We start from the raw sequence: 12,924 nt of genomic DNA, 5'->3' as shown, positions 1-12,924 counted from the left end.
AGTAACCTCCTATCATTGCTTGTCATAATTATTAAATGTATTAGGGGAAGGAAATGACATTCGCAATAGCGGAGGCGCTTCTTATAATTTCTCCTCAGCGAATATAGGTCTAATTTAAGAAATATTGAAGTGTAGAGTTGCGTACTACTGAAGTATGGCACCTTTACTTCTCACGTAACATATAGTATGATGATTTCAATAAATTAGATTTCAATGACTATAATATAACTTAATGAGAGGTGCTTTTTGTGAGTGCGGTAGGTATTAAATAGGAAAAATTTAATGAAATAAATCGGATAAGACTAGGGGATTTTTATGTACATCATACCCCTAATTTTGTCATGCATTTATTTCAAAACCTATGAAGATACCTACAATACTTTATAAAGCGTGTAATAAGGGACTGCCATCTATTTTTTATGGCTTATTTCCTCATATGTTATTACACATGCCTTGTAAATGTAAAAGCTGCGGTATCCCCGCAGCTTTTTTGTATATGTTTTTATTGTATAATTATGGAATTTTATATATGGCTCATTGGAATCTAATGAGTAGGTATCTTCATTTATGATAAAAATCAATCATAGTGAGGAGAAACAAAATGAATACGATGACTTTTGAAAAGTTACAATATAACGAATTAAAGGATATAGTGAAATCTTATTGTGTAAGTGGATTAGGTAAGGAATTATTAAACAAATTAGAGCCTAGTACGAGTATAAAAGTAGTGAGAAATCGCTTGAATGAAACGACAGAAGCACGAGCTATATTAGATGCAGAAGGGCATGTTCCTTTCTTCGGCATTTCTAATATTGCTAGTACAATTCAAAAATTAGAAAAAGGGATGATTTTAGATCCAGAAGAATTAGTCAGTGTTTCAGACTTTTTACGCGGATGTAGAAAGATTAAAAAGTTTATGTTAGATAAAGAATTTTTTGCGCCAGTATTAGCTTCTTATGCAAATTCGATGACTGAATTTAAAAGTATTGAAGAGGAAATTAATTTTTCAATAAAAGGAAATAGCATTGATTCTGCTGCTAGTAAAGAGTTAAAACGAATTCGAAATAACATCGATTCGGTAGACGGGAAAATAAAAGAACGTTTAACGAAGTTTTTAAATAGTAGTGCAAATAAGAAGTATATTCAAGAATTCTTTATTAGTAAGAAGGATGATAAGTATACGATTCCAATTAAATCTTCTTATAAAAATCAAGTTGCGGGAAGTATAGTTGAAGCGTCTGCTAAAGGTTCTACTGTATTTATAGAACCACACACGGTTACAAAGTTAAATGTGGAACTCGCAAGTTTGAAAGCAGAAGAAGCGATGGAAGAGTATCAAATTTTAGCGACTTTATCAGGCATGGTAGTAGAAAATATTTATCATATAAAAATTAACATGGAATTGATTAGCCAATATGATATGGTATTTGCGAAAGCGAAGTTTAGTAAATCAATCGATGGAATAGAGCCGAAATTAAATGATCATGGCTACATGCATTTAGTAAATTGTAAGCATCCGCTTTTAAGTGGAAAAGTAGTACCGTTAAACTTTGAAATCGGTCAAAATTACCGTAGTTTAATTATTACAGGACCAAATGCAGGCGGGAAAACAATCGTGTTAAAAACAATTGGATTGTTAACATTAGCGACAATGTCAGGCTTGCACATTGCCGGAGATAAAGAAACAGAAATTGCTATTTTCGAAAATGTATTTGTAGATATTGGTGATAATCAAAGTATCGAAAATGCATTAAGTACATTTTCATCTCATATGAAAAATCTATCTGAGATTATGAGGATGTCAAATAATAATACGTTACTATTATTTGATGAAATAGGAAGCGGGACAGAACCGAATGAAGGGGCAGCACTTGCAATTTCTATTTTAGAGGAGTTTTATCTTGCAGGATGTATTACAGTTGCGAGTACGCATTACGGTGAAATTAAACGCTTCTCAGAAATGCATGATGATTTTATGAACGCAGCGATGCAATTTAATAGTGAGACACTAGAACCGCTTTATAAATTAGTGATTGGTAAATCAGGTGAAAGTAATGCACTTTGGATTGCGAATAAAATGAACGTAAGAGAGCGTGTACTGCAAAGAGCGAGAGCGTATATGGAAAATAAAGAGTACGCTCTAGAAAAAGTGAATGAAAGTAAAATTAGAAAACCGAAGTTCGTGCAAGAAAAAAGAGAAAACCATTACGAGTACAAAATCGGTGATCGTGTAAATATATTAGATTATGATGATTTTGGTATTATCTATAAGGAAATAGATAATTTCTATAACGTCGTTGTATATTGTAACGGTGAATTTGTTGAAGTGAATGTAAAACGTATTACGTTAGAGGTAGCAGCAAAGGAATTATACCCAGAGGGATATGATTTAAATACACTATTTGTCGATTATAAAGAAAGAAAAATGCAACATGATATAGAGCGCGGATCGAAAAAAGCGCTTCGTAAAATCCAAAAAGAAATAAGAAAGAATAGAGGATAAGTTAAATTGGTAACGATTAGACAAGAACAATAAAATGATTATGAAAAAACAGAAGAAGTGGTACAACAAGCATTTTTACATGAAGAATTTAGTGATAAAACAGAACATGCACTTGTAAAACGTATTAGAGAATGTGACGCGTTTATTCCTGAATTATCAATCGTTGCAGTAGATGAGGAAATCGTTGGTCACATTATGTTATCCAAAATTACGATTGAACAGGATGGAACTTCTGTAGAATCGTTAGCACTTGCACCGGTTTCAGTTGATAGGGGCCATCAGAAAAAAGGAATTGGTGGGAAGCTTATTGTAGCTGCTTTAGAAAAAGCGAAAGAACTTGGATACGGATCAGTTGTAGTGTTAGGACATCCAGGGTACTATCCGAAATTTGGCTTTAAGAAAGCAAGTGAGTGGAATATAAAAGCACCATTTGAAGTGCCAGATGAAGTGTTTATGGTGATTGAGCTAAGCGAGAACGCTCTGCAAGGTGTAGAAGGAGTTGTGCAATATTCGAGTGCTTTTGCTGAGTAAGAGTATTGGTTGAAAATATAATCATAAAAGATGCTATCTTTTTGTAGGGATATACAGAAAGATAGCTTTTTTTATTAAGTAAATCTACTTACGTATATTTTGCTCAATGAATAATTAAGGTGGTAAAATTGATATAGAAATGTAAAGGGAGAGAATTGAATGAAGAATCGAGAAACAGATAGCAATGAGAATGTAGTTACGTTATATGTTACAAGGCACGGTAAAACAATATTAAATACGAACCATCGCGCGCAAGGTTGGGCAGACTCTCCGTTAGTAGAAAAAGGTGTGGAAGTTGCCTCTAATTTAGGAACGGGATTAAAAGATGTTCATTTTGCGAATGCATATAGTAGTGATAGCGGCCGAGCGATTGAAACTGCTAATTTAGTATTAAAATATAGTGAGCAAACAAAGTTAAAACTTAAGAAAAGAAAAAATTTACGAGAATTAAATTTTGGTATTTTTGAAGGTGAAAAACTTGAAAATATGTGGGATGTGGTTGGAAAAGCTGCGGGCGTTGCATCACCAGAAGAACTTATGAAGTTTTCTATTCAAGAAGTGATTAATCTTATTAGAGCAGCGGACCCTACAAAACAGGCGGAAGATTGGGAATTATTTTCTACTCGTATAAAAGCAGAGATTGATAAAATTAGTGAAGAATCTGCTGCAAATGGTGGCGGTAACGTTTTAGTTGTCGTTCATGGGCTTTTGATTACTACCTTAATAGAAATGTTAGACAGTAGCAAAACAAAACTTGGAGTAGAAAATGCTAGTGTGACGAAGATTGTATATAAAGACGGAACATACACAGTCGAGTCGGTTGGAGATATGAGCTATGTTGCAAAAGGGAAAGAAAGTGTGGAAATATAAAAATAAGGAAAGGAAGGTAGAGAAATCTAGCTTCCTTTCCTTATTTTTTAATATATCATTTATTAATTTGAATCGGAATATTCCGTTAAAAATGAACTATGAAAATTATTGTAATGGTATAATTAGAGAGTAGGAACAACAAATTAGTTTGCAGTGTATTGGAGGGACATTAGCCTTACATTTCATCTCGGAATCTAAAGTAAGTATACGAGAAATAAAAAAAGTAAGGAATGTGTGAATATGGGTGGTACATGGTATGTGATTTATGTTCAGTTCTAAGAAGAAAAGAATATTAACAATTATATGGAGAAGTGATTATGTTGATTAAATTGGTTCATTTGTTATTTGGAAAACCGTGTGAAAAAGGTGATTCGTTCTAAACTAAGTTTCCACGTTTTATTTATTGGAGTGCAGTTGTATTTTATTTTTTTGGAATGCTATTATTTGGGATTCTTTCTTTTATTGATACTGTATTTATTGGATCGTTGATATTAGGAGGTTTGTTCTTTCCTTTAATATTTAGATTCGTTTATTATATAAACTTAAAAATGAGGGGCCTAGAAAGAGAAGCGTAGAGAAAAAATATAAATAACAGGGTTATTGAAAAGAAGCGAGATTGAACATAAATAATGTTAAAAAAGGAAGCAAAGAAATACATTCTAGCTTCCTTTTTTTATTGGAATAATTATGGGATTAATAAAATCTTCCCTGTGCTTTTTCTGTTCTCTAATAATTCATGAGCACGGGCACCATCTTGTAAAGAGAAGGTAGTAGGACTTGCGATCTTTAATTTTTCGGTCGTAATCCATTCGAATAATTGAGAGGAGCGTTCTTTTCTCTCTTCATAAGATGTAAGCACGTTCCAAAGGTCTCCGCCAGTTAAAGTTTTCGAAGTATCCATAAGCATACGCGGATCAACGGGCGTAGGATTACCGCCAGCCATTCCGTAAAATACGACAGTACCACCAGTTTTAGTTGCGCTAAAACTTTCCTCTAGCGTAGAACCTACTGATTCATATACAACATTTACTCCATCACCGTTTGTTATTTCAAGTACTTTCGCAGGCCATGCTTCCTTATATAAAAATACGTGATCAGCACCAGCTAATGTAGCTATTTGTGCTTTTTCTTTTGATGACGTGAGGCCGATTACTTTTCCGCCTAGTAGTTTAATTATTTGGATAAGAAGTTGCCCAACACCTCCAGCAGCAGCGTGTACTAAAGCTATATCACCTTGTTTTATTTGATAGCTATCTTTCGTTAAATAATGTGCTGTTAATCCTTGTAATAAGACAGAAGCGGCTGTTTTAAAAGAGATAGAATCTGGAAGCTTAATTGCTTTCTTCGATGGAACGGCAACTAGTTCTGCATTTGCAAATGGAACGTCAGCAAATGCAATACGATCTCCAGGATTAATATTCGTAACGTCAGCTCCTACTTTTTCTACAATGCCAGCCCCTTCATAACCTAATATATACGGTGGGTTGCCACCGAGATGATAATCACCGCGACGTCTATAAATGTCGGCGAAATTTAAACCGATTGCTTTCGTGCGGACAAAAATTTCATTTGGATTTATGATTGGATCATTTAGTTCTTTATATTGTAGTACATCCGGATTTCCGAACTGTTCGAAACAAATTGCTTTCATATGGAATACCTCCATTTTTATTGTTTGTAGATGCTCTTTATCATACAATACAAATATCAATAGACAAAGAGGATTATTTCGATGAAATCAATCGGGAATATCGATTGAAAAGAGGGATGATAAATGGAGATAAAACAATTAATTACATTTAAAGTAGCGGCGGATACTTTGAATTTTACACAAACTGCGAAGAAATTAAACTTTGCTCAATCGAGTGTGACAGCGCAAATTAAAACGTTAGAAGCTGAGCTAGGTACGCCGTTATTTGAAAGATTAGGAAAACGTCTTTTCTTAACTGAAGCAGGTAGGAAGTTTCAACTATATGCCGACAAGATGATTGCGCTCAGCAACGAAGCAAAAATGGCTGTGAAAGATGATGAAGAAATAGCAGGTACGTTAATAATTGGTGCGCAAGAAAGCCAATGTACATATAGACTTCCTTCTATATTAAAGAGGTTTAAAGCACAATTTCCTCAAATAAAGCTTATATTTAAACCAGCGCATTCCAATAAAGATGCGAAGGAACAATTGATGGAGGGAAAAGTCGATCTTGCCTTTATTTTGGACGAATGTAAAACAGAAGATGCTTTACATGTGGAGCCGCTTATGAAAGAAGAATTAAAAGTAGTAGCTGCTTCAGGACATCACTTACTCGAGAAAGCTTCCGTTTTTACAAAAGATTTAGAACGTGAGACGTTATTGCTAACAGAGCTAGGATGCTCGTACCGGACTTTATTTGAAGAGCTATTTCGTACAGAAGATGTGTATCCAGCAAATAAAATTGAGTTCGTTAGTGTCGAAGCAATTAAACAATGTGTTATTGCAGATTTAGGAATAGCTGTGTTACCAGCAATAGTAGTAGAAAAAGATATACGAGAGGGGACGATAAAAGAGTTACATTTAGAAAATGAAATCTCACCGATTTATACACAAATTGCTTGGCATAAAGATAAATGGATGACAGCGCCACTGCAGCAATTTATTGATGTAACGAGGGAGTTTCTTACAACGGATTAAGTGGAGAAATATTTATTTTATATAATAGTAAAAATGGCAATTTTGTATAAAGAACCGATGCTTGCATGAAACGAGTATCGGTTCTTTTATGTTTTAAATAAAGAATGCTATAACATGTGTATTTCTCAACTTTTTTTCTTAGACGATTACGTAAATTTCTTCGTATATTCCAATAATCATAAGGAAATTTACAACGTTTATTCGTTTCTGTAAGATGCCTCTAGGAAGCATGAAAGGAGGGGCGTACATAGGGGATAGATTGTCTTTATTATACGTACTTTTTTTGAGGGAGGAAATTGAAAATGTTTAAAAAGTTAATGAAAGTATGTGTATTAAGTGTAGCGAGTGTAGGGGTATTATTTAGTTTCCAAGGAAGTACATTTGCAGCTACTGATTTAAGTAGTTATTATGACGGGAAAAATCCAGCAACAACGAAAGTATACGGAGGCAGTACAACGTGTGATGCAGATGGATTTAATGCAAAGTCTACAGCGGTGTACGAAGGTAGTAAAAAAGTAGGGACAGTGTATTTACGTTACAGTAATAAATGTCATGCAGCTTGGGCTAAGTTTGTTTTAGATCAACCAGCACCAGCTGTTTCTGGAGGAGTGTATGCGTACGCTGTTGTGAATAAATATAAAAATGGTGTATTCCAAAAATCAGTCACTTCCAATCAGGGGAACGGGACAATAAAAACAGGTCAAACGAGTACGTATACAGGAATGGTATTTGATTTAACTGCTGATTTCGGATACACAGCAGATGCTGAAGCAGTTACTTTTAATAACGGTTATGGAAAAACAGGACGCTATTAAAAAGGAGCGGAGTGCTATGAAACTTTTAATAAAGGTAAGTACATGTTTCTGTCTATCATTGCTCGTTTTAACTAGTATGTTTAGCACTACGAATAATGATAAAGCATATGCAGAAGACCATTCATATGATGGGAAAAGTCCATATTACAATAGCTGCGATCAATCAGCAGTAACGAAAGAAAAGAAGTGGATTGATTCCAATTCTTATGTGGAATTAAAATTTAGCACAACGTGTAAGACAGCGTGGGCAAAAGTTACAGTAACTCGTGCAGCAGTATATAATAACGAAGCTGATGCAAGAATCGTAAGAAAAACAGATAGAAAGGCATATACTTGCGGGAGTGCTGGAGGAAATGGTGTTGTGAATAAAGGGCAAACATCATGCTATACACCAATGGTATATGATTTAGATCCAAGAAAGGCGCAAGCGCAAGGGAAACATGCTATTCCAAATAGTGATGCATATAATTATGCGGAGACTATTTGGTATTGATCATATTATAAAAAATTTAAGATAGCCTATTTAAAGAGCATGTTTTGATTAGGTTTCAAAGCATGCTCGATCTATATTCCTTCTAAGCTTTTAGGTAATCAACTAATAAGGTCTGTATGAGGAGGAGTGTACCCAAGGTGACGAGCCATAGATACAATTTGCCCTTTATGATGAAACTCATGTGTTTCAGTATGAGTTAAAAGCCATAGCGGTGTTGTGCTCCAAGGTTCTTTTTGCCATTTCACTTCATTTGCTATATTTTCGAGCCAACGTTCATTGTATTCATCTAAAAAACGTTGTACAGTCTCATCGGCTAACTTAAATCTAGCACGGACTTTCTCGACATCAGCATGCTCAATCTCATCATCACTAGCAAATGAAAAATCTGCCCTTTTTTGCTTGAATGCAAATGATCCAAGCCAGTATCGATAGCAATCAGCTACATGAATATGTGTCTTTATAATGCTACCGCTCCCGAAGTTAGGAACAGCGTTATGTAACTTTTCTAATGGGATTTCTTCTAAAAACGAAAATAGAGTTTCTCTTGTAGAGCTAATAAGATTATATTGTTGTTTTAAAACATCAAACATGCAATTAACACTCCTCTTTTATTTATTTAACTATTTGTCTAGTAAGTAATTCTATATGTACGAGAGGTGAACCTTTTTATTATTTTTACTAGGCATATTAGGTGTATTTCTTCATTGTTTCTGATAGATTAAACAAGGTGAAACTTTAATAAGTTGAACATTCTTAGTTCATAATAAATGGTACATGAAGAAGGAGAACGATCAAATGAATAGACTAGTTGGCTTAAAACAATTTGAAATAACGCGTGGAGAATTGCTTAAATTTATGGAGACGTTAGACGATAAAACTGTAGATACACAGCCAGAGGGTTTTAACAATACAATTCGCTGGCATATCGGTCATGTATTAACGGCAGCAGAAGTTTTCATGTTTGGAAAAGAATTTAAACAATTACCAACTGAATATCCAGGTATGTTTGGGAATGGATCAAGACCGTCTAAATGGAAAACAGAAGGACCATCATTAGACGTGTTAATGGCTCAATTAAAAGAACAAGCAAAACGTATTAACGAAATTCCAGCAGAAGCATTTGAAAATAAACTGCCAGAGCCGTTCTTAGGACTAGAAACAGTTGGTGAGCTTTACGGTATGATGCTTTATCATGAAGCTGATCATATTGGGCAAATGAAGGCGATGGAACGTATTATTAAAGTTCTTTAGTTCTTAATTGCATATAACAAGCAATACAGGTGTAATGTTAAATAATATATACAAAAAAGGTAGATAAATTATTATCTACCTTTTTTGTATAACTTCTTGAAGGATTAGAGAATTTTATAATTTTTTATGTTGTGATTATTAATTATAGTATTCCTAAATATGGAATATACGTATAATAATAGAGAAGAACTAGAAATAGGGGTGAATACTATGATTACATTAGAACAAAAGTTGGAGCAATATAAACATACATATGTACAGTTAAAGGGAGAACTAAAATGGAAAACGAGTGATTCTCGAACAGGAATGATGATTGCTGCTATGTATGCAGGTAGTGATAAATTGTTTGATCTCGGACGTTTTTTAGAAATTAGTAGTTATATTAAGAATGAGGTAGGGATGTTTTCATACTTAAAGTCTTATCATCGTTTTGTAGTGGCCGCAACATTAGATATTCACTTTACAGATTACAAGGAAGCTTTTCGCACGTTTTTAGATTTATATGAACAATTGGTCACTGGTGGCTTTAGCCGGAGTATATTTACTTATCTCGCAGCAGCTGTGCTTTTAACAGAAGAAAATGAACAGCATGGCGCGCACATTCAGCATTCGATGCAAGTATATAAACGCATGAAAAAGGATCACCTCTTTCTTACAAGTACAAATGATTATCCGCTCGCGGTTTTATTAGCAGGACAATCAGAGAATGTAGAAACACTTATGGACCGAGTGGAACGTCTTTATCAGAAACTAGCGACAGCTGGTTTACGTAAAGGGAATGATCTTCAATTTTTGAGTCATATTCTTTCATTAAAGAAGGATGTCAGGGAAGAACTATTAGTTGCAAAATGCACAAATATATGGAATTTGTTAAAGCAAGAAAAGGTAAAAGTAAAACAGATGCATTACCCAGCTATCGGGCTACTAGCGTTACTCGAGGACGGAGAAAAAGAGATTCATTCTATTCGAGCATTTATTGAAAAATTGCAGGGGGATAAATTGTTCCGTTGGCATACAGATACAAATATTCTTATTGCTATTCAACTGTTCGTAAGTCAGAAAGGTGAGGAAAGTAAAGCTACTAACACAGGTTTACAAACAATGATAGAAGTCCTCATACAAGCACAACAGGCAGCCATGATGGCAACGATTGCCGCTTCATCTGTAGCAACATCTTCTGCTAGTAGCAGTTCATAATGTGTAATTGCTTATACTCTTGTAAATTATAACTCCCTTGATAAGGACGGTTTAAAAAATATTACTAAAAACAATTAGCTCATCACTCTCTAATGAGTGATGGGCTAACTGTTTTTACATAATCAGCATTATCTTTTTGATTCCTTCAAATGTTTGAGCTGCGTGACAATCATAATGCTAATAACAACGAGTAAAAACCATGAACTAATTTTGCTTAAGTGAACGAGACTCCATGCTTCCCGTTGATTTGGATATTGCCATGCTCCGAAAAATGTTGCGATGTTCTCTGCAATCCAAATGAAAAATCCGATAAGGAAAAAGGAGAGAACGAGTGGCATTTTATATGTAACGCCTTGTAATGAAAATTGTACAAATGTGCGAGAGAAAACAAGTAGCAAAGTAAAAAAATAGTTTGCTATTTAAAAAAGGTGGGGATATAATATCTAGATGAAAATGATAATTATTATCAATAATAATTACAAATAAAAAATAATTATAAAAAACAACTGAATATAAAGGATGAAATGAAACATGTTACATAAGTCTACTGTACATGCTGGTAATAACCGCTGGATACATATTAAGTTCATATGTTTCATGAGCTTAACAATTTTATGTTTAATTGGATCTATATTTTTAGCCATTTCATTTGGTGCAAAGGATATTCATTTACAAACGGTGTGGACTGCGGTTTTGGATTACAATCCGAAATTAACGCAGCACCAAATTATTTATGAATTAAGGCTCCCGAGAGTAATTGGAGCAGCAGTTGTAGGGGCAGCTTTTGCGGTCGCTGGAGCTGTTATGCAAGGAGTAACACGAAATCCTTTAGCTGATGCAGGTGTACTTGGCATAAATGCAGGAGCGATGTTTGTAGTAGCACTTAGTTTTGCTTTTTTTCCGCATATGCCGTATTCCTATTTAATGATTGTTTCCTTTATTGGAGCAGTCTTAAGTACAGTACTTATTTTTGTTATTGGATCAGCAACATCAGGTGGGTTAACACCAATGAGGTTAACGATTGCTGGAGCTGTTATGGCAGCGCTTTTACATTCATTAAGTTCAGGTGTTGCGATTTATTATGATTTAAGCCAAGATTTAGCGTTTTGGTATGCTGGTGGTGTTGCAGGGGTTAAGTGGGAACACTTGAAATTTTTAGTCCCTATTATTCTTATAACGATTATTTTTGCAATAGTGTTAGGGAGATCTATTTCACTCATATCAATGGGGGATGATGTTGCTACAAATTTAGGAGTGAAAACGAACCGAACGAGAATACTAGGGATGATTATAGTAGTTATTCTAGCAGGTGTTTCTGTTTCAGCTGTTGGTTCTATTGGATTTGTAGGACTAGTTATCCCCCACATTGCTAGAAAATTAGTTGGTGTGAATTATAGACTCATTATTCCTATGTCAGCGTTATTAGGAGCTATGTTATTAGTTTTAGCTGATTTAGGGGCAAGAACAGTAAACCCTCCTAAAGAACTTGCGATAGGAATTATGGTAGCTCTTGTTGGAGTTCCGTTCTTCCTCTATATAGCACGTAAAGTTGGGAGGGAGCTATAAGTGAAGGGTCTTATTAACACAGATAAAAAAAGAGCCATTACTGTAACTACAATTTTTGGTTGTATTAGTATCGCTGTCATTTTACTTAGCTTAAATACAGGGACACTTAGCATTGCACCGCTCAAAGTAATTCAAACGCTTTTCGGTTATGGTGATTTTGAAAGTGCAACCGTGCTATACGATTATCGTATGCCAAGAATTATAATCACAATGTTAGCCGGTATTGGCCTTGGGATTTCCGGTGCGATTTTGCAAGGATTATCCCGTAATGCACTTGCAGACCCTGGTATTCTTGGACTGCATTCAGGTGCATCTTTCGGGCTAATTATATTCGTTACATTCTTTCATTCTATTAATGAAAGTGCATCTATTTTAATACCGTTATTTACATTTGGCGGAGGAGTATTAGCTGCATTTCTTATTATTTTACTTGCGAGTGATCGGTCAAATGGTTTACTTCCCATTAGACTTATTCTCGTTGGTATTGCAGTTTCAGCTGGTTTTAGTGCAATTTCGTTATTTTTCTCTCTCAAGTTAAATGATGAGACGTATACATTCGCTTCTAGATGGCTAGTTGGTAACGTGTGGGGAAGGGATTGGATTCATGTCCTTGCATTATTACCTTGGATTTTCATACTAACCCCTTATGCGTGGCTAAAATCTAAAACGTTAAATGCATTGTCACTAGGTGATAGTGTAGCGGCAGGACTTGGTGTTTCTGTTCAAAAAGAACGGTTATTACTTTTAGCTACAGCGGTTGGATTATCTTGCGCAAGTGTATCGATGGCAGGAGGGATTGGTTTTATCGGTTTAGTTGCTCCGCATATCGCAAGGAAGTTAGTAGGTACTACATATCAACACTTTCTTCCTTTAGCTAGCATTATCGGAATGATTATTTTAGTGCTAGCAGATACGATAGGTCGTTCTATATTTGAGCCAAACTCTATTCCAGCTGGTGTAGTAGTGGCGGCATTAGGAGCACCGTATTTTCTTTATTTACTTACAAAAACAAAATAAATACTTCAAAGAG

Annotated in this window: 11 protein-coding genes and 2 pseudogenes; 10 read left to right on the top strand and 3 right to left on the bottom strand. The window is 34.8% G+C overall.

Translation table 11 applies throughout. The annotated features are described in order from the left end of the window. Positions 1-601: 601 nt before the first annotated feature. The 3 genes and pseudogenes from BAQ53_RS16255 (at position 602) to BAQ53_RS16245 (ending at position 3,904) form a co-directional block, all read left to right on the top strand. Positions 602-2,503 (top strand): endonuclease MutS2, encoded by a 1,902-nt coding sequence (locus tag BAQ53_RS16255; RefSeq protein WP_208905899.1) that lies wholly within the window; start codon positions 602-604, stop codon positions 2,501-2,503. Positions 2,504-2,509: 6 nt separating this feature from the next. After that, a pseudogene (locus tag BAQ53_RS16250) lies at positions 2,510-3,034 on the top strand (GNAT family N-acetyltransferase). 159 nt (positions 3,035-3,193) lie between these two features. Continuing rightward, positions 3,194-3,904, top strand: a complete 711-nt coding sequence (locus tag BAQ53_RS16245) for a histidine phosphatase family protein (RefSeq protein WP_000797115.1) — start codon at positions 3,194-3,196, stop codon at positions 3,902-3,904. Between the two features lie 685 nt (positions 3,905-4,589). On the opposite strand, the gene BAQ53_RS16240 is transcribed toward BAQ53_RS16245, so the two are convergent. After that, positions 4,590-5,555, bottom strand: coding sequence for a quinone oxidoreductase family protein (locus BAQ53_RS16240; protein ID WP_000643677.1), 966 nt, complete (start codon positions 5,553-5,555; stop codon positions 4,590-4,592). 123 nt (positions 5,556-5,678) lie between these two features. Between BAQ53_RS16240 and BAQ53_RS16235 the strand changes: the two genes are divergently transcribed. From BAQ53_RS16235 to BAQ53_RS16225, 3 genes are all read left to right on the top strand, one after another. Then, positions 5,679-6,572 (top strand): LysR family transcriptional regulator, encoded by an 894-nt coding sequence (locus BAQ53_RS16235; RefSeq protein WP_208905897.1) that lies wholly within the window; start codon positions 5,679-5,681, stop codon positions 6,570-6,572. A 302-nt stretch (positions 6,573-6,874) separates the two neighbouring features. After that, positions 6,875-7,387 (top strand): YjfA family protein, encoded by a 513-nt coding sequence (locus tag BAQ53_RS16230; RefSeq protein WP_000473750.1) that lies wholly within the window; start codon positions 6,875-6,877, stop codon positions 7,385-7,387. Positions 7,388-7,403: 16 nt separating this feature from the next. Further along, positions 7,404-7,880, top strand: a complete 477-nt coding sequence (locus tag BAQ53_RS16225; protein WP_208905895.1) for a DUF2690 domain-containing protein — start codon at positions 7,404-7,406, stop codon at positions 7,878-7,880. 98 nt (positions 7,881-7,978) lie between these two features. Here the strand turns inward: BAQ53_RS16225 and BAQ53_RS16220 are convergent, their stop codons facing one another. Continuing rightward, on the bottom strand, positions 7,979-8,470 hold the full coding sequence (locus BAQ53_RS16220) for a DinB family protein (protein WP_131250831.1): 492 nt from the start codon (positions 8,468-8,470) through the stop codon (positions 7,979-7,981). Positions 8,471-8,654: 184 nt separating this feature from the next. Between BAQ53_RS16220 and BAQ53_RS16215 the strand changes: the two genes are divergently transcribed. Both BAQ53_RS16215 and BAQ53_RS16210 read left to right on the top strand, forming a co-directional pair. Then, complete coding sequence (locus tag BAQ53_RS16215) at positions 8,655-9,131, top strand: DinB family protein (protein WP_208905893.1); 477 nt, start codon at positions 8,655-8,657, stop codon at positions 9,129-9,131. 159 nt (positions 9,132-9,290) lie between these two features. Then, complete coding sequence (locus BAQ53_RS16210; protein WP_131250829.1) at positions 9,291-10,328, top strand: DUF4003 domain-containing protein; 1,038 nt, start codon at positions 9,291-9,293, stop codon at positions 10,326-10,328. Between the two features lie 128 nt (positions 10,329-10,456). On the opposite strand, the pseudogene BAQ53_RS16205 reads toward BAQ53_RS16210, so the two are convergent. Further along, positions 10,457-10,726, bottom strand: a pseudogene (locus BAQ53_RS16205) (DUF817 family protein); the annotation flags it as partial. Positions 10,727-10,859: 133 nt separating this feature from the next. Here BAQ53_RS16205 and BAQ53_RS16200 point away from each other — a divergent pair. Together BAQ53_RS16200 and BAQ53_RS16195 are read left to right on the top strand one after the other, a co-directional pair. Beyond that, entirely contained in the window at positions 10,860-11,894 is a 1,035-nt protein-coding gene (locus tag BAQ53_RS16200; protein ID WP_151522760.1) for a FecCD family ABC transporter permease, read from the top strand. After that, positions 11,895-12,911, top strand: coding sequence for a FecCD family ABC transporter permease (locus BAQ53_RS16195; protein WP_000677271.1), 1,017 nt, complete (start codon positions 11,895-11,897; stop codon positions 12,909-12,911). The last annotated feature ends 13 nt before the right edge of the window (positions 12,912-12,924 follow it).

Origin of the sequence: Bacillus sp. B25(2016b) (assembly GCF_001679765.1) — a bacterium.
Classification (GTDB): domain Bacteria; phylum Bacillota; class Bacilli; order Bacillales; family Bacillaceae_G; genus Bacillus_A; species Bacillus_A thuringiensis_K.
This window is presented reverse-complemented; position numbering and strand designations above follow the sequence as displayed.